Below are 16,087 nucleotides of genomic sequence, written 5' to 3'. Positions count from 1 at the left end.
TTTAAATAAAATGCATACAGAGAGTAACAAAAGAGTACAAATTGTAAATATATTAATTAATCTAAGATAAAATTAAAAACAAATAAAAACAAAAACTTAAAACGATTTGAGCGTGCTTATTTGTATAATATAAAATTTAAAGTGTTAATTTAAAGAAACAAAATAGAATATCAACCGGCAATAATTTAAATAACCGCAACGTCAACAAATTATTTACAAAAGTTTTTTTAATCTCGAATAATGCTATTTTTATTTTAGTTATACTCACTAATTTTTAAATAATTTCTAAAAAACATGGCCTAGATTCAAATTGTAAGTGCATAACTTGTTTTGACTAGATTAAGTGGTCAGTTGCTCATAAGCTAACTGCTTTTTCTCCGGCAAGAGATTTTACAATGAGACATTACAAACAACTGACCTATGAGCAAAGATGCCAGATCGCTGTTCTAAAGAAAAGCGGTTTTACGCAACAAAGTATTGCTGAGCTAACTAATTTATCGCAATCTACGATTTCAAGATAGCTTTCTAGAAATACAGGCAAGCGAGGTTACAGATACAAACAAGCTCATGAGCGGGCTTTGTCTCGCCGAAGAAGTGCAAGAAAACCACTTAAGATGACACTTGAAATGATGGCTTTAATTACCCAGAAGCTTAATGAGAAGTGGAGTCCTGAACAAATAACGGGATGGTTGCGCAAGGAAAATAAACAATCTGTCAGTCATGAATGCATTTATCTATATATCTGGGAAAATAAAAAAGCAGGTGGTGAGTTATACCTACATCTACGCCGACACGGTAAGAAATATCACAAGCGCAGTCATGGTAAGACAAACCGAGGGCAGGCAAAACAGCACAAGCCGTCACTGCGGCGACGATAGAACGATTAAGGCCATATAGGTCAGCGCTTCATACCATCACGGCTGACAATGGAAAAGAGTTCGCTTATCACGAGCAAATCACAGAGGCTTTAAGTGTTCCTGTTTATTTTGCTCACCCTTATCACTCATGGGAGCGCGGATTGAATGAAAACACGAATGGATTACTACGTCAGTATTGGCCGAAGAGCACAGATTTTAAAGCGGTAACACCAGCGCAAATTATACCAGTACTTGAGCAACTTAATAATCGTCCGAGGAAGACACTTGGATTTGAAACGCCTGCAAAATTGATGCAGGATAACTTGGCGCTAAAGCCGCCTAAACGTTATGCACTTCAGATTTGAATCCGCATATTTAATTGCTGATTCGAACTGCTAGATAGTTAAGCTAAATATAATAAAAACCGCTGAGTTAGCGGTTTTATTATTAAGGGCTCTGTTTTATTAACGTATGCATTGCGGCCTAGGCTCGAACTCGCTCGCTCTAAGCGGTAGCTGAATCACCTTGCCACATCCTGGTGGTGCCTGCTTACCCGTTTGCTCATTTACAAATGCCCAGCGTATTGATGGTGGACGAGTATCAGCTATTGCTTGTGGGTTAAGTGGTTTTAAGTAACGAATATACGCTTCTAATGCGCCTACGCTGCCTGTTAAACCTGTGCTTTTGTTGTCATCTCGACCAAGCCACGCAACAGTCACTGTATTTTGATCAAAGCCTGCAAACCAACTATCACGTAAATCGTTACTGGTCCCTGTTTTACCAGCGAGCTGGATTGACGGAAAGTGTAAATTTAAGCGTTTAGCAGTGCCATCTTTCGTTACGCGTTTCATCGCGTATTTGGTCATATACATTGCAGATTTATCAAAACGAGGCTCTGCATTTACTTTATGCTTATAAAGTACTTTACCAACCGAGTCAGTTAATGCCGAAATTGCAGTGAGCTTTTTATATTCGCCATCAGCAGCAATAGTTGTATAAAGCTGAGCGACTTCAAGACTCGACATTTCAACAGCTCCTAAAAGCAGAGACGGGTACTCGTCTATAGACCCGGTAGCACCTAACCCTTTTAATGTTTTTGCCACTTGATCAACACCTATATCAAGCCCTAAATTTACTGCAGGAATATTAATACTGTTACTAAATGCTTTGTAAAGAGGGATTGCACCACGGTATTGATGATCAAAGTTCTCAGGCTGCCACACTTTCCCTTGCTCATTTGTTACTTGCAACGGTGAATCATCAAGCAGTGTTGATAAATTATAATGTGGTAACTGAAGCGCCGTTAAATACACGGCAGGTTTTACCAGCGAGCCTATATTACGTTTTGTATCTAAAACACGATTAAACCCTGAGTAACGTACATCACGCCCAGCAATAAGTGCAGAAACACCGCCTTTTTCTACATTAACAGAGATCATGGCTGCTTCTAGTTTTTCAGTTCTAGGGCGATTTTCCAAGTACGGTAAGCTCTTTTCAATAGATTCTTCCATTGCTGTTTGTTTTTGCAAGTCAAAATAAGTAAATACTCTTACGCCTGCATCAAGTGTTTGCTGATCAGGCAACAATTTATTTAACTCTCTGTTTACTAACTCTAAATAGCCCGGATATGATTTTTGTAAACTAGCTTTCATTGGTGCAATATCAATTGGACGTTTAAGTGATGCACGGTACTCTTTTGTGCTAAGTAGCTTGTTTTCAACCATAAGGCGAAGCACTAAATCACGGCGCTCCATTGTGCGCTCTTTGTAACGACGAGGATTATAATAAGAAGGGCCTTTAACCATTGCCACCAGTAAAGCAATTTGATCGTACTCAAGCTCGTCTACAGGCTTTGAAAAGTAAAAGTCAGAGGCAAGCCCCATACCATGGATGCCTTGGTTGTATGACTGCCCTAAATAGACTTCATTTAAATAAGCTTCAAGAATCTGATCTTTTGAATAGCGATAATCTAAAATAAGGGCAATGAATGCCTCATTTATTTTTCGCATTAAAGAACGCTCACGCGTTAGGTAAATATTTTTAGCTAACTGCTGGGTAAGTGTGCTACCTCCTTGCACTGTACGCCCAGCTCTAATATTAGTATAAAGTGCACGTAAAATAGAAAAAACAGATACACCATGGTGTTCATAAAAATTACGGTCTTCAACAACGAGTAAAGTATCTTTTAACATTGCCGGAAACTTATCCAATGGCACAAATTCTCTATCTTGTTTAGAATCGTTACCAATGCGGGCTATTTGCACCGGTTCTAAGCGAGCACTATTTAAACGCCTACCAAACTTATCTTTAATAGTAGCTACTTTTTGCCCTGAAAAACGAAGTTCAATAATATGGGATTCTTCAAGGCCATCATAAAATTCAAAATCACGGCGATAAATCTTGATGCTATCTGCTGTTTTAACAAACTGCCCTGTTCGGCTCAGCCTATTAACAGATGAATAATGTAAACGCTCTAATTCAAACACAACTTCTTGGCTTGATAAAAATTGCCCCGGATAAAACTCCATTGAACGAGCATACACTTGCGCTGGAAGTTGCCATTTATTACCTTCAAATATACGTGTTGTTTTTGAATCTAGATAAATGAAATACATTGCCATTGCAATAAAAACAGCCAAGCTGAATTTCCAAAACACTGACCATGTTTTTCGCATAAAAGAGCGCTTAACAGTGGATTTAACTGTTTTTTTACGCCCCTTTGAGGTGCTTTTTTTTGTCGTGCTTGATGATTTTCTTGCACGTTTAGCTGCAGGTTTGCTGGTAGGTGTTTTGTTATTGTCGGCCATTTAAGTGTAATTTATTCCAAGGGTTATTCACGAGTGTGAGCTTAGCATATTGGGCATATCCTAACATCCGAAAAGTTAACCCCCCCTGAAACAAAAAAAGCCCTACCGAAGTAGGGCTTTGTGTAAACACACTATTATTTAAATAAACTATTAGCTATTTCGAACAGAAACAAACTCTGGGTAGGCTTCAATACCACAATCGTGTTGATCCATACCGTTTAGTTCTTCCTCTTCAGTTACTCGTATACCCATTACTTTGTTAAGCACAGTCCAAACAATAAATGATGCTACAAATACAAATGCAAGAATACATACTAGACCTATTAGCTGATTAACATAGCTTGCGTCAGCATTGGTTAGCGGTACTAACATAATGCCTAATGCACCACACACACCGTGTACAGAGATAGCACCTACTGGATCGTCAATCTTAACTTTATCAAGTGCTATAATGCTAAACACAACTAATGAGCCACCAAGTAAACCTAGTAAACATGCCATTAATGGAGAAGGTGAAAGTGGGTCAGCAGTAATTACAACTAAACCTGCTAATGCACCGTTTAATACCATGGTTAAATCTGATTTACCCCAAAGTATCTTACATACAAACAGTGCAGCAATAGCACCCATTGCAGCAGCTGCATTAGTATTAAGTAATATTTGACCTACCGCAGTTGCGTTTTCTTTATCCGAAAGTAGTAATTGAGAACCACCGTTAAAGCCAAACCAACCCATCCATAAAATAAATGTACCGAGTGTAGCAAGTGGTAAGTTTGAGCCTGGAATTGGGTATATTTCACCGTTTTTACCATATTTGCCTTTACGAGCACCTAGGATTAATACACCAGCTAGTGCAGCAGCTGCACCTGCGCCATGTACAATTGCAGAACCTGCAAAATCTACAAAGCCCATTTCAGATAAGAAACCACCACCCCATGTCCAGTAACCTTCAATAGGGTAAATAAAACCAGTTAGTACTACAGCAAAGCCAAGGAAAGCCCATAGTTTCATACGCTCAGCAACTGCACCCGATACAATCGACATAGCCGTTGCAACAAATACTACTTGGAAGAAAAAGTCAGATTCTAAAGAATGGTCAGCATCAGCAGCTTGTGTGCCAATTAAAGCGCCTATTGAAGGAATAAAACCACCTTCGGCATTGTCTACATACATAATGTTGTAGCCAACTAATAAAAACATCGTACATGCAATTGAATACAGCGCGACATTTTTAGTTAAAATTTCAGCTGTGTTTTTAGAGCGAACTAAGCCCGCTTCTAACATGGCAAAACCTGCTGCCATCCACATTACTAATATACCTGATATTAAAAAATAGAAGGTATCGAGTGAAAACTTTAGTTCTATTATTGTATTTTCCATGAGACCTCCTTAAATTGCTTCTTCGTCAAGTTCGCCAGTACGGATACGGACAATTTGATCTAAGTCGTATACAAAAATCTTACCATCACCGATTTTACCTGTTGATGCAATTTTAGTAATTGCTTCAACAACGCGTTGACAATTTTCAGTACGAGTTGCAATTTCAAGTTTGATCTTAGGAATAAAATCTACTTGGTATTCAGCTCCACGATACAATTCTGTATGACCTCGTTGACGTCCAAAACCTTTAACATCAACTACTGTCATCCCCTCAATTCCTAAATCAGCGAGTGCTTCACGCACGTCGTCTAATTTAAATGGTTTTATGATTGCACTAATCATTTTCATAGCGGCCCCCTCGGACTCTTTATTGTTATCCTGTTAGCCAATACAATCCAACCTTTGTGCCACTATTTTATAGTATTATTAAACAATAACTTAACTACAAAACCCAAAAAAAAGACAAAAAAAACGCACCATTTAGGTGCGTTTTTTTAACAAGCCAGCTACATTGGTGCATTAGATGATTCTGCACCAATTAAAAGCAATAATGCATTTATACAATACAGTTGCGTCCTCTATTTTTAGCTTCGTATAAAGCAGTGTCTGCAACGCGCATTGCATCGCTTAAGCTGGTGTTTTGAAATTCGGCTAAACCAATACTAGTAGTAATAGTGAATGACCGATCGCTGATAGAAAAATCATACATTGCCATTTTCTTTCTAAATGCTTCGAGATATTCGCGCCCTCTAGCTAGCCCTATATCAGGTAAAATAATGGCAAATTCCTCCCCCCCAACTCTCGCAACAGTAAAGTTAGCAAATGCAGAACGAATCAGTGCTCCTACTTGCTTTAACGCTTGATCACCACCTTCGTGTCCTAATGTATCGTTTATGTTTTTGAAAAGATCGATATCAAGTAAAGCTAAGGTGTTATTTTGATTTTTAGTTTTTAATAATTTTTCTGCATATTGATAAAAATAACGTCGATTATAAAGACCCGTTAAATGATCTCTAAAAGCACTCTCTTTGATATCTGCAATTAACGAAAGCTGTTCCATTGTTTGTAACACCCGACAATGAAACTCTTCATTCATAAACGGTTTTGTTAAAAAATCGTTCGCGCCATATTTGATAAAGCGGGCTGATAAACCATGTTTTCCAGCCCCCGATAATCCTATAATCGCTAAATCATCACGGCCTCTAAAATTTCGCACCGCTTTAACTAGTTCAAAACCGTCCATTGTAGGCATTGCATAGTCAGTCATCAGTAACTTAATGTCAGGGTCTGCCTTTAAGATATCAAGCGCTTGTTGACCATCGTGTGCCGCTGTTACATCAAATAATTGCTTTTCGAGCATTTGCTTCATCAAGGAACGACTCAATACAGAATCATCTGCGATTAATGCTTTACACCCTTGGTTTCGCAGAAGCTGTGCTACCAACTTCACCGCGTAGTGATATGAATCGCGATTATCTTTTATTACGTAATCGACAACCCCTAACTCAAGCATTTGCTGGCGTTTATATTCATCAATTTTTGACGTCAGTACAACGGTTGGGATTTTTTTAGATAAGGTATATTTTGCAACTTCCCCGTTCGGTGCATCAGGCAACGTTAAGTCTACAAGAGCAAGTGAGTATTTATGTTTTTCAACATTCGCTTCACATTCAGCTAAAGACCAAGCGAAATCGACAGTAACGTCTAAATAATGTGCAGTTAAGTGGCGTAGAACCTGCTGTACTACTTTACTGTCTTCGACCACTAATACTCTTTGCATAGACCCTTCTCTTAACTTCTGATTAATTTTGCGGTATAGCCGCAAGTACAAAATATCACCACTTCATTCTCACGGTATAAAATCATACAAAAGAGTCAATAATAAGCTGGCACGTAAATATACCGGATTTTTATAAGTAGCTAAATAAATAAATTATAAATTAACCTAAAAGCACATTATTACTTATTCAACCAAAAATATCGGTCACTAGTCTCAATACTTTTGTTATTTAGCTAGTAATTGCTTTTAATAGCCTATCAACAATAATAAGGATACCTCATGACGCTTTGTCGGATTATCAGTTTACCAATCGCTATTATCACCTTAGTCCTCAGTACTGCCTCACTTGCAGATAACCAACGCCGTATAGATGTTGACAGTAAAGTAATTACTCAACACAAAGCCAAAATTAACGGCCAACGTTTTGGCTATACAGTTGCCACAGGTACGCAACCTGTGTGGGATGATAAAGGCGATGCGATTGCAACGCTTCAATATACCTACTATACCCGTGACAAAGTAGACGACAGAACAACTCGCCCACTACTCATTTCTTTTAATGGTGGTCCCGGCTCTGCATCAGTATGGATGCACCTTGCCTATACTGGGCCTAGAGTATTAAAAATTGATGACGAAGGTTACCCTATTCAGCCTTATGGCGTAAAAGATAATCCTTACTCAGTGCTTGATATTGCCGATATTGTTTATGTAAACCCGGTAAATACCGGTTATTCTCGCGTACTTGAAAATGAGAAAGGCGAACTCCTTTCTAAAGCAAAGCAAAAAGAGCTATTTTTTGGTGTAAATGCCGATATTAAATACCTTGCTGAATGGTTAAATACTTTTGTAAATAGAGCAGAGCGCTGGCGCTCGCCTAAATTTTTAATTGGCGAAAGCTATGGCACAACACGTGTATCGGGTTTAGCTCATGAGCTTCAAAACAGTCAGTGGATGTATATTAACGGTGTTGTACTCGTATCACCTACCGATATTGGTATTAAGCGCGATGGCCCAATAAAAGCTGCCAACCGCCTACCTTACTTCGCTGCAACTGCTTGGTATCACAAAGCACTTAAAGCCGATTTACAAGCTAAAGACTTAGACGAGCTATTACCAGAAGTTGAGCTATTTACTGTAAATGAGTTAATCCCAGCCCTTGCTAAAGGTGGCTTTATTAATGCAGATGAAAAACGTCGTATAATTACAAAAATGGCGCACTATACTGGCTTATCAGAAAAATTTGTTGAGCAAAATAACTTAGATATTCCAACCCAGTTTTTCTGGAAAGAATTACTACGTGAACGTGGTCAAACTTTAGGGCGTCTAGACTCTCGCTATTTGGGGATGGATAAACGAGGCGCAGGTGAGTCTCCTGATTACTGGGCTGAACTTACGTCATGGTTACACTCTTTTACCCCTGCAATTAATTACTACTTACGTGAAGAGTTAAACTATAAAACAGATGTAAAATATAACTTATTCGGTAATGTTCACCCTTGGGATAGAACGGGTAACAATACTGGCGAAAACCTTCGTTTGGCAATGGCGCAAAACCCTTATTTAAACGTTATGATCCAATCAGGGTACTTTGATGGCGCAACCAATTACTTTGATGCTAAATACACGTTATGGCAGTTAGATCCTAGCGGAAAAATGAGGGAACGTTTGAGTTTTAAGGGCTATAGAAGCGGGCACATGATGTACCTTCGCCATGCTGATCTAGAAAGCTCTAATAATGACCTGCGTAACTTTATTAAAAATGCCTTGCCTAAAGAAGGCCAAGCCGCAAAATACTAATCTCTAAATTTACTAGAGGTGGCTCTTATTGAGCCACCTATTTATTTTCATATTGCTGGCAATAATGACTTAACTGAGCTATCACAGCGTTAAAACATAACTCTAACTCTTTAATTAAGTTGCCTTGGACACTTTTATTTTCTGCCAAAGTTTCAACTTCCTGACATATATCTGCAAGTCGTATCGTCGCCACTGATTTTGATGATGATTTTAAGCCATGGGCCTGAAATGCTATGCCAGTAAAGTCATCGCAGCTTGCATACTCACGTATCAACTTAACTTGCTCCCCTGCTGTTTGCAAAAATGCATTAAATACCATGCAATGTACTGCGGGATCATCTCCGAGCATTGCACGCAACACGGATAAGTCGAGTTGATCAAACGAATGAGTCGCTGTTTCAGGCTTTTGATTGGTTTTAACCTCAGAATTAACCACTGTTTTCGTGTGCTTAATTAAAAGTGATTTAAGTTTCACTAACTCAACAGGCTTAGTTAAAAAACCATTCATACCTACTTTATGGCAATCGTCTAAATTCTTTTTAACAATATTGGCTGTAATGGCAATAATGATCAAAAGTTCGAAACGACTATCTTTTCGTATTCTTGTCGTTAGCTCAAAACCATCTAAAAGAGGCATTTGGATATCCGTAAGTAAAACATCAAAGTGCTTGTTTTGTAATGTTTGCCAAGCCTGCTCTCCATTACTTACAAAAGTTGAGCGCACACCGAGTATTGTTAATTGCTGCTTTAATACTTGTTGATTGGTAATCTGATCCTCAGCAACTAATACATCTAAAATAGGCAAAGAATTTGCTGAAAAGTTTTTATCTTTGATTACGCAAGCATCTGAATTAGAAGAAAAACCAGCCTGTTCAAAAGTATTAAACGTCAAACTGAAGCACGATCCTTTATTTAATTCACTTTGTACTGATATTTTTCCTTGCATGCGCTCAACCAACTCCTTGGTAATGACCAGTCCAATACCTGTGCCATGGACCTTGCTCGTTTCTGCACCTAATCGATCGAAAGGTTTAAACAATCGAGAAATATCATCATTTGCAAAGCCACACCCTGTGTCAGCAACGCTAATTTCACACTGCTGATTATTTAAAATTTTACAACTTATGTAAATCTCACCATTTCGTTTATTATATTTAATCGCATTAGAGAGTAAATTTAACATTACTTGTTTAAAGCGACGTTTATCAATATAAAAATTTAGTCCTTTAAGTAAATCGAACCCTTCAGTGTACAGAGTCATTGACTGTGCTTTTGCTAATTCACTTACAAGCTCCACAGAATCTTCGATAAGTGGTTTGATAGGCACATAATCAAAATTAAATTGCATATTTCCAGACTCGATAGCCGTTAAATCAAGCACATCATTAATCAATAATAGTAAGTGTTCACCAGCTCGGTAAATACTTTTGGCGTTACCTTTTTGTATATTATTAGCAAATTCGTCATATTCATATAACTGAGCGAAACCTAAAATAGCATTTAACGGAGTGCGTAATTCATGGCTCATACTTGCCATAAAATCAGACTTTGCTTTACTTGCCGATTCAGCCTCAATGCGCAGCCTATTCAATTTTTGATGATTACTTTGAACTTCAATAGCCATTTTATTAAATGCATTGATAACACTGCCAATTTCATTCTTTTGTTGCCTATCAACATGACAATTAAAATCGCCTTTTGCGAGCTTTGAAAAAGCAAATTCCAGTCTGCGCAAAGGCGTTGTGATTCGATAATCAACTAACCAAGCAAGTGCCATGAAAAAAATAACGAGTATGGTAAATTGACTGTATATTAGTGTGTAATGCAGCTTTGAGGATTCATTTATTTCGTTAGTGAAATTAGCGACTAAAATAATTTTTGCTAGAGGTTTATCTAAAAATAAAACCTGCTGACTTAGTACAACATCACTACGCTCAATTGTGCCCTGCCAAGTGTCCAATGGATACAATTGGTTTTTTGTTACCTCATCTATAACTTGGATTCTTTTCCAATTCGGTTGAATTTCTAGCTGGCTATCAATCTGCTCGTAAAGTTCGGCATATTGGCGAGTAAGCAAAGGAGTTGTTACTGAAGTAGAGAGTTGTTGCAGTGACCGTTGTGCGGTTTTAGAAAGTCCTTCGTTAACCCAACGAGCTTGCTCTGGTAGTGCGTAAAAAATAAAAAGACAAACCAATAAAAAACCAAATGTTATTACAGCAACAAAGCTTTGTACTCGCAGACTACGCCACCAATTAATTCTCAACATAAAATGCGCTTAGCCCCCATTCAGTTAATTGTTGATACTCCGCTAAGGTCGCAATACTGGGCTCTATAATTGGGATCCCTGCAAATAAGTGTTTATACTCATCACTTTCGCCTATATTTAAAAAAGCACGCTGTACCTTAAGTTGTATTTCACTTGCAACTCTCGGGTGAGCAACAATTGGATGGCGGCTAATTTCACGAGTTTTATAAATAACTTTGAGCTTTTGTTGTAAATTTTTAGGTTGCTGTTTTAATGTACCTAAAACTCCACCTCCCGCTTTAGTCGAGTTCAGTGCTACGTTTAAGTACACAGAAGAGTGTGTTTGTACATAAACGGGCTTAATTTTTAGTCCATACAGTAAAGCTAAATCGGCACGCATTAACAATGAAGCACCTAGTGCATTTGGTGCAGGAAACGCAATTTCAGCTCCCTCTAACTGGCTTAAATTATCTATACCACTTTTTTTATTAACAACTAAAACACCTTGGAGTGATCGCCCTGCATCTTTTATTAAGGGTAAATAACCTTGTTTTTCATGTGCTACAACACTGTGCCAAGGGTTCATATAAGCAAAATCATATTCTCCATTAGCAAAAGCCTGTTCAAAAATAGGTATAGACTTAACCGTAATTAACTCAATTTTTACACCTGTTTGCTCACTCACTTGTTTGAGTAAAGGCTGCCAAATAGCATTCAATTTTTGAGATTCATACTGAGGTACAACACCAAAAGTATATTCTTGAGAAAACAACCATGAACTTTGCAATAAACATAACATAGCAACGACATACTTCATCAGCTCTCCTAATATGAGTGTGTTATTACTATTAGCTTAGTTAAAGACTGAGTAAGTCACCATAAAATTCTTATCTGTCAGCATTTACCAGCTTTAATCAGAGGCGCTTTTATTTGATACCTCTGATGAATAAGAATGTCATGTAGATTGAGCAGGGTTTTGTAGGTACTTTTCAGACCTACTTTATTATTAAGCCAAGTAGGGATCATGCCTGCGGATAAAGCATAAACTTGATAAGCAATGCTTAAATTGTTGCCTTGCTGAGTTAATAACCACTTTGCATTTAAAGTTTTAATTCTGACCACATTTTTATAAAGTGGCAGCTCTTTTGGGCGCGCTTTAATAACTAGCTGGCTTTGATTTGGTGTTAATTGTGAATAACACGAATACGTGACTGCGTCTCTATTTGCAACAGGCCAAGGGGCTGACGAATCCCCAAAACGTGACAGGCACAGCAATTTATGATCTTATGTAAATCACCACAACCCACATAAGTCACAACTGCTATGCCTGACACATCAGTTTGCCATAAGTACTTTAAACATGCATTAGCGCCATTCAATAATGCCAGAGTAAAAACATTACTAAGCTGCAGTAATGCATTAATTTCGGGCAATAAACTTACCTTAACTGAAATCGGCAGAAATTTGTCTGGCGCTGTGGATGTAAAACATAAAATAAAACGCGTTGATCGCTTCTTAAAAAATACTCACCTCTACAATGAAAGGGTCGCTATCTATAAAGCATTAGCTCATCCTATTATCGACTCTTTACCAATGCTTGCAATTGCCGTTGACTGGAGCGGTGCCTGTGGTCACGACTATCACTTACTGCGAGCAAGCTTACTTGTGGATGGGCGCTCTATCGTGATTTATAACATGATTGTTGAGCAGAAGAATTTTGATAGCCCAGCAACCAACAGCCTGTTTTTAGATGAACTTTATGAAGTGCTTGGACGACATCCTAGTGTCTATATTGTAACAGACGGCGGCTTTCTTACGCCTTGGTATAGTAAAGTACGCGAACTTGGTTGGCATATGATAGGTCGATTAAGAGGCTCAATGAAGTGTAAACTAGCCATGCAATCACAATGGCATACATTAAAACAACTTAGGGCTGGTGCCAGCGATATACCAAAGGCGTTAGGTCAAGCAAGACTAACTCAGTCCAGCCCGACAGCATGCGATGCATTTTTACACGTATATCATGGAAAAAATAAAGGAAGAAAAGGAAAAAGCAGATTTACGAAAGATACAAAAATGTATCAAAACTTAGCGAAAGAGCCATGGTTACTCGCGACATCAGACAATACAATGACGAGTAAGCGAGTAGTTGGTTTATATAGCAAAAGAATGCAAATAGAGCAAAATTTCCGCGATGACAAAAGTTTGAGATATGGTTTTTCGTGGCGTTTTAGTAAAAGCACCGGCATAAATAGAATAGGAATATTATGCTTGATAGCCACAATAGCGAGCACTGCGTTATGGTTTATAGGGTGTGAAGCAGAAAAAAGAAAGTGGCATATAAAATTTCAAGCAAATAGTGTTAAGAATCGCCGAGTTCTTTCATTTTTAACCTTAGCCAAGCAAGTCATAAAGCTATGTAAGAGACGTATTACACAAAGCTATATAGAAAAAAGTTTAAAAAACTTTATTTCTAATTATCAAAAAGAGGCCGCTGGATAAAGTGGGGATCCCTCAGGCCAAGGGGAGTCAAAATAGCTGTAAACGAGGTTTTCTGAGGGGCTCAGTATTTTAATAACACTAACTTTCGAGGCGTTCTCTATCCACTTTTGCGCCACTTGCGTATCACTAAGTAACGCTAAAAAATCCTCGGTGGTGACACCATTTACAACTAGCTCGCCTTTAACTTCAAACGTATCATCATCATGAATTTGATAATATACGCTTACCCCTTTCTCATTTTTGTACAAATGCCAAATCGGATTAGCATACGCATTAAAGGCTTGCATTAAAAAAAAGAAGCAAGTGCACTTTTGAATAAAGTTTGGCTTACAAAAGTGCCTTGTTATTATTTTTGCCAATACGGTTCTATATCAAATGACGCAAGCCGGCTTTGCTCCATCGCATTTACCAAATACTCAGATTTTTGCTCAAGCCACAACTGAATTTTAGCGAGTTGCTCATCTTCTTGCCCAGCACATAACTGCTTTAAATACTCCAACGTACTTAACTCATACATTCCATGGGAAATATCCAACCAAGGCAACCTAAATTCCAATCGCTCCTCTTTATCAAATAGAGCACCTAAGCAATTGCCACTTAGTAGGCTATTTTCAAGCTGTGTACGCAAGCTTAAATAATCAGTAATACTGAGAGTTTGCTCTTTTGGGAGCATATGATGTAAGTTTTTCCAATCTTTATTAAACAGACGATTAGCAATCGATGAAACTGGCTTTTCTGCAGCTTGAAGTTCAACCTGCCCCCAATCTTTACGCCAGTGCTTATCAATTAACCAAGTTGTTAACGATAATAGTAATCGATTATAGCGCGCACTATGAAACAGCGCATTGATATCATCAATACTGGGTTGAAGCTCTTTTAAGTCATTAATAACTTGTGCAAGTGCCGGCGCTGCATTTATTTTTCTATAAAAAGCATGGCGTTTAGAGGTATAGGTTTTAAGCTGAATTGCATTTTCAACCCATGCTAACTCACTTAATAGCCATTTAAGTTCAGTGCGAAGATGGTCTGTGCTTTCTTTAGATACAATATCGTCATACAACCAAAAAGTATGCCGAATTAAACTAATACCATCTGTTACTCTTTTCAGTGTCTTTAAACTTGGTTTATCGAAATAACATTGCTCATGTTTTTGTACAAACCGGATACCAAAATTCATTGCTGCAACTAATGCATTTTCTTGACTTGGTGAACTAGGCAATTGCACAAAGCCAATGGATTTACTTGGTTTTAATGGTTTTTCATCAGCCAGACGATAGCCACGTGCCGCTTTAGAATATAAACCTAAACGAATACAGTTTTGACTCACCAACTTATCAGCTAAAGCAAAGAGTTCGTTGCGACTGCCTTCAACCAGCTCAATCTCAAGTTCGCTAATAATCTCTATTTTACCAGCCGCTGCAATTTCGCCTTTATCAAGTACGACTTCAATTTTGGCCCCTGTTTCAGTCTCTATTAACCAAGTACGGCGAATAAAGTTAGTACTGAAAATGGGGTATAAATTTTGTGAAATTGAATCAACTTGCATACCATGAGGCCAGATGTTGGCGTTAAATGCCATCAAATTAGGTCGATTTGATTCAAGTGGTAAATTATATTCAGGGCGTTGATGCAGCCCACCAACAACTTCACCTGCAAGTTTTATAGTTTGCTCACATTGGGTATCCGCACAACGCGTTCTAAACCCGATATCAAGCGCTCTAAGTTCACGGTTCGGTGTATCATAGTATGAGTTTTGCAAACTGCGTGAAGGCTTGTTTATAACCGTTTTTGCAAATTGAGTAATTAAAGAGGGGATCAGTGGAACTACGGCATCTGATACCAAAAACTTCAGTTCTATTTCAGTATCCATTTGGTCTGCGGATTACCTTTAAAATAAATAAGTGCTCAAAATAAACAAAGCGCATCCACAATGCAAATTTTTTAGTCTTATTTATGCCTAAAATCATGACTGGGTTACAATATCAGTCTTGCTATTAAGCGCTTAAATCCATACTATCTGGCTACTTATGTGAAATAAAAATCACGTTCATCATGGACGCAGTTAGATTAACAAGGTAGATAAATGCTAAAACACTGCTTATTAGGGCTACTTTTAACAGCCACCACATTTATGAGCCATGCAGAAGAAGCCCAAGCGGCAAATTCCACTGATGCAAAAACCGCTTATATCATCGATAATTTATATACTTTTATGCGCTCTGGAGCAAGTACAAATTATCGCCTTCTTGGCTCTGTAGATGCAGGAACAAAGTTAACTTTATTATCAGCTGAAGAAAATGGTTTTATCAAAATTAAAGACGATAAAGATCGCGAAGGCTGGATAGAAACCAAGTTTGTTACCCAAACTGCTGGTTTACATCAACAATACCAAACACTGAGTAGTGAAATGGGCACAATGCAAGAAAAGTTACGCCTAGCTCAAATAGAATTACCGCAGCTGCAAGAGCAGAATCAAAAATTAACAGATCAAAACCAACAACTTTCTGAGCAAATAACTAAATTAAAGAGCACACTGGAGATAGAGCGGACTCAAAAAGAAGCTGCCAGCTCTAAAGAAAAACGCCAGCTACTTACTTATGGTGGCGCAATTGCATTTTTAGGACTGTTTTTTGGTATTATTTTAACTATTGTGCTGTCGCGTCGTAAACGCTACGAAGGTTGGGCATAAACTCACAGCTGAATGTATACAAAAAAGCCG

The 16,087-nt window shown here is 38.1% G+C and carries 12 protein-coding genes and 2 pseudogenes; 5 read left to right on the top strand and 9 right to left on the bottom strand.

Annotated elements, in window-relative coordinates; all coding sequences use genetic code 11:
* Positions 1 to 395: 395 nt before the first annotated feature.
* A pseudogene (locus AC0VZ4_RS05080) lies at positions 396 to 1,222 on the top strand (IS30 family transposase).
* Positions 1,223 to 1,321: 99 nt separating this feature from the next.
* Here the strand turns inward: AC0VZ4_RS05080 and mrcB are convergent.
* Positions 1,322 to 3,532 (bottom strand): penicillin-binding protein 1B, encoded by a 2,211-nt coding sequence (gene mrcB / locus AC0VZ4_RS05075; protein WP_475441100.1) that lies wholly within the window; start codon positions 3,530 to 3,532, stop codon positions 1,322 to 1,324.
* Here mrcB and AC0VZ4_RS05070 point away from each other — a divergent pair.
* Positions 3,462 to 3,668 carry a hypothetical protein gene (locus tag AC0VZ4_RS05070; RefSeq protein ID WP_475441688.1) on the top strand — a complete coding sequence of 69 codons (207 nt, stop codon included), beginning with the start codon at positions 3,462 to 3,464 and terminating at the stop codon, positions 3,666 to 3,668. The two genes, mrcB and AC0VZ4_RS05070, sit on opposite strands and share 71 nt — an antisense overlap.
* Positions 3,669 to 3,814: 146 nt before the next feature.
* On the opposite strand, the gene AC0VZ4_RS05065 is transcribed toward AC0VZ4_RS05070, so the two are convergent.
* The 3 genes from AC0VZ4_RS05065 to AC0VZ4_RS05055 form a co-directional block, all read right to left on the bottom strand.
* On the bottom strand, positions 3,815 to 5,044 hold the full coding sequence (locus tag AC0VZ4_RS05065) for an ammonium transporter (RefSeq protein WP_475441099.1): 1,230 nt from the start codon (positions 5,042 to 5,044) through the stop codon (positions 3,815 to 3,817).
* Positions 5,045 to 5,053: 9 nt separating this feature from the next.
* Entirely contained in the window at positions 5,054 to 5,392 is a 339-nt protein-coding gene (locus AC0VZ4_RS05060; protein ID WP_004587162.1) for a P-II family nitrogen regulator, read from the bottom strand.
* Positions 5,393 to 5,600: 208 nt separating this feature from the next.
* Positions 5,601 to 6,824, bottom strand: coding sequence for a response regulator (locus AC0VZ4_RS05055; RefSeq protein ID WP_007376108.1), 1,224 nt, complete (start codon positions 6,822 to 6,824; stop codon positions 5,601 to 5,603).
* A gap of 279 nt (positions 6,825 to 7,103) precedes the next feature.
* Here AC0VZ4_RS05055 and AC0VZ4_RS05050 point away from each other — a divergent pair, with 279 nt between their 5' ends.
* Complete coding sequence (locus tag AC0VZ4_RS05050; protein ID WP_475441098.1) at positions 7,104 to 8,621, top strand: S10 family peptidase; 1,518 nt, start codon at positions 7,104 to 7,106, stop codon at positions 8,619 to 8,621.
* A 37-nt stretch (positions 8,622 to 8,658) separates the two neighbouring features.
* Here the strand turns inward: AC0VZ4_RS05050 and AC0VZ4_RS05045 are convergent, their stop codons facing one another.
* From AC0VZ4_RS05045 to AC0VZ4_RS05035, 3 genes and pseudogenes are all read right to left on the bottom strand, one after another.
* Positions 8,659 to 10,887, bottom strand: coding sequence for an ATP-binding protein (locus tag AC0VZ4_RS05045; protein ID WP_475441097.1), 2,229 nt, complete (start codon positions 10,885 to 10,887; stop codon positions 8,659 to 8,661).
* Positions 10,874 to 11,683 carry a phosphate/phosphite/phosphonate ABC transporter substrate-binding protein gene (locus AC0VZ4_RS05040; RefSeq protein ID WP_475441096.1) on the bottom strand — a complete coding sequence of 270 codons (810 nt, stop codon included), beginning with the start codon at positions 11,681 to 11,683 and terminating at the stop codon, positions 10,874 to 10,876. The genes AC0VZ4_RS05045 and AC0VZ4_RS05040 overlap by 14 nt, the downstream gene beginning before the upstream one ends.
* 77 nt (positions 11,684 to 11,760) lie before the next feature.
* A pseudogene (locus AC0VZ4_RS05035) lies at positions 11,761 to 12,108 on the bottom strand (SRPBCC family protein); the annotation flags it as partial.
* A gap of 81 nt (positions 12,109 to 12,189) precedes the next feature.
* Between AC0VZ4_RS05035 and AC0VZ4_RS05030 the strand changes: the two are divergent.
* Positions 12,190 to 13,368: an IS4 family transposase gene (locus tag AC0VZ4_RS05030; RefSeq protein WP_050484169.1), complete on the top strand. Its 1,179-nt coding sequence runs from the start codon at positions 12,190 to 12,192 to the stop codon at positions 13,366 to 13,368.
* Here the strand turns inward: AC0VZ4_RS05030 and AC0VZ4_RS05025 are convergent.
* Entirely contained in the window at positions 13,347 to 13,655 is a 309-nt protein-coding gene (locus tag AC0VZ4_RS05025; RefSeq protein WP_475441095.1) for an SRPBCC family protein, read from the bottom strand. The two genes, AC0VZ4_RS05030 and AC0VZ4_RS05025, sit on opposite strands and share 22 nt — an antisense overlap.
* Positions 13,656 to 13,714: 59 nt before the next feature.
* Positions 13,715 to 15,238 carry a CYTH and CHAD domain-containing protein gene (locus tag AC0VZ4_RS05020; protein WP_475441094.1) on the bottom strand — a complete coding sequence of 508 codons (1,524 nt, stop codon included), beginning with the start codon at positions 15,236 to 15,238 and terminating at the stop codon, positions 13,715 to 13,717.
* A 213-nt stretch (positions 15,239 to 15,451) separates the two neighbouring features.
* Here AC0VZ4_RS05020 and AC0VZ4_RS05015 point away from each other — a divergent pair, with 213 nt between their 5' ends.
* Complete coding sequence (locus AC0VZ4_RS05015) at positions 15,452 to 16,057, top strand: TIGR04211 family SH3 domain-containing protein (protein WP_008134564.1); 606 nt, start codon at positions 15,452 to 15,454, stop codon at positions 16,055 to 16,057.
* The last annotated feature ends 30 nt before the right edge of the window (positions 16,058 to 16,087 follow it).

The sequence above is a fragment of the Pseudoalteromonas sp. QJM3NY_22 genome, assembly GCF_056173065.1.
The sequence above is the reverse complement of the archived record's forward strand: the minus strand, read 5'-3'. Positions and strand labels throughout refer to the sequence as shown.

Coding starts and splice junctions, on each gene's coding strand:
- AC0VZ4_RS05070 (WP_475441688.1), top strand. CDS start 3,462: ATGAAATACATTGCCATTGCAATAAAAACAGCCAAGCTGAATTTCCAA.
- mrcB (WP_475441100.1), bottom strand. CDS start 3,532: ATGCGAAAAACATGGTCAGTGTTTTGGAAATTCAGCTTGGCTGTTTTT.
- AC0VZ4_RS05065 (WP_475441099.1), bottom strand. CDS start 5,044: ATGGAAAATACAATAATAGAACTAAAGTTTTCACTCGATACCTTCTAT.
- AC0VZ4_RS05060 (WP_004587162.1), bottom strand. CDS start 5,392: ATGAAAATGATTAGTGCAATCATAAAACCATTTAAATTAGACGACGTG.
- AC0VZ4_RS05055 (WP_007376108.1), bottom strand. CDS start 6,824: ATGCAAAGAGTATTAGTGGTCGAAGACAGTAAAGTAGTACAGCAGGTT.
- AC0VZ4_RS05050 (WP_475441098.1), top strand. CDS start 7,104: ATGACGCTTTGTCGGATTATCAGTTTACCAATCGCTATTATCACCTTA.
- AC0VZ4_RS05045 (WP_475441097.1), bottom strand. CDS start 10,887: ATGTTGAGAATTAATTGGTGGCGTAGTCTGCGAGTACAAAGCTTTGTT.
- AC0VZ4_RS05040 (WP_475441096.1), bottom strand. CDS start 11,683: ATGAAGTATGTCGTTGCTATGTTATGTTTATTGCAAAGTTCATGGTTG.
- AC0VZ4_RS05030 (WP_050484169.1), top strand. CDS start 12,190: ATGCCTGACACATCAGTTTGCCATAAGTACTTTAAACATGCATTAGCG.
- AC0VZ4_RS05025 (WP_475441095.1), bottom strand. CDS start 13,655: ATGCAAGCCTTTAATGCGTATGCTAATCCGATTTGGCATTTGTACAAA.
- AC0VZ4_RS05020 (WP_475441094.1), bottom strand. CDS start 15,238: ATGGATACTGAAATAGAACTGAAGTTTTTGGTATCAGATGCCGTAGTT.
- AC0VZ4_RS05015 (WP_008134564.1), top strand. CDS start 15,452: ATGCTAAAACACTGCTTATTAGGGCTACTTTTAACAGCCACCACATTT.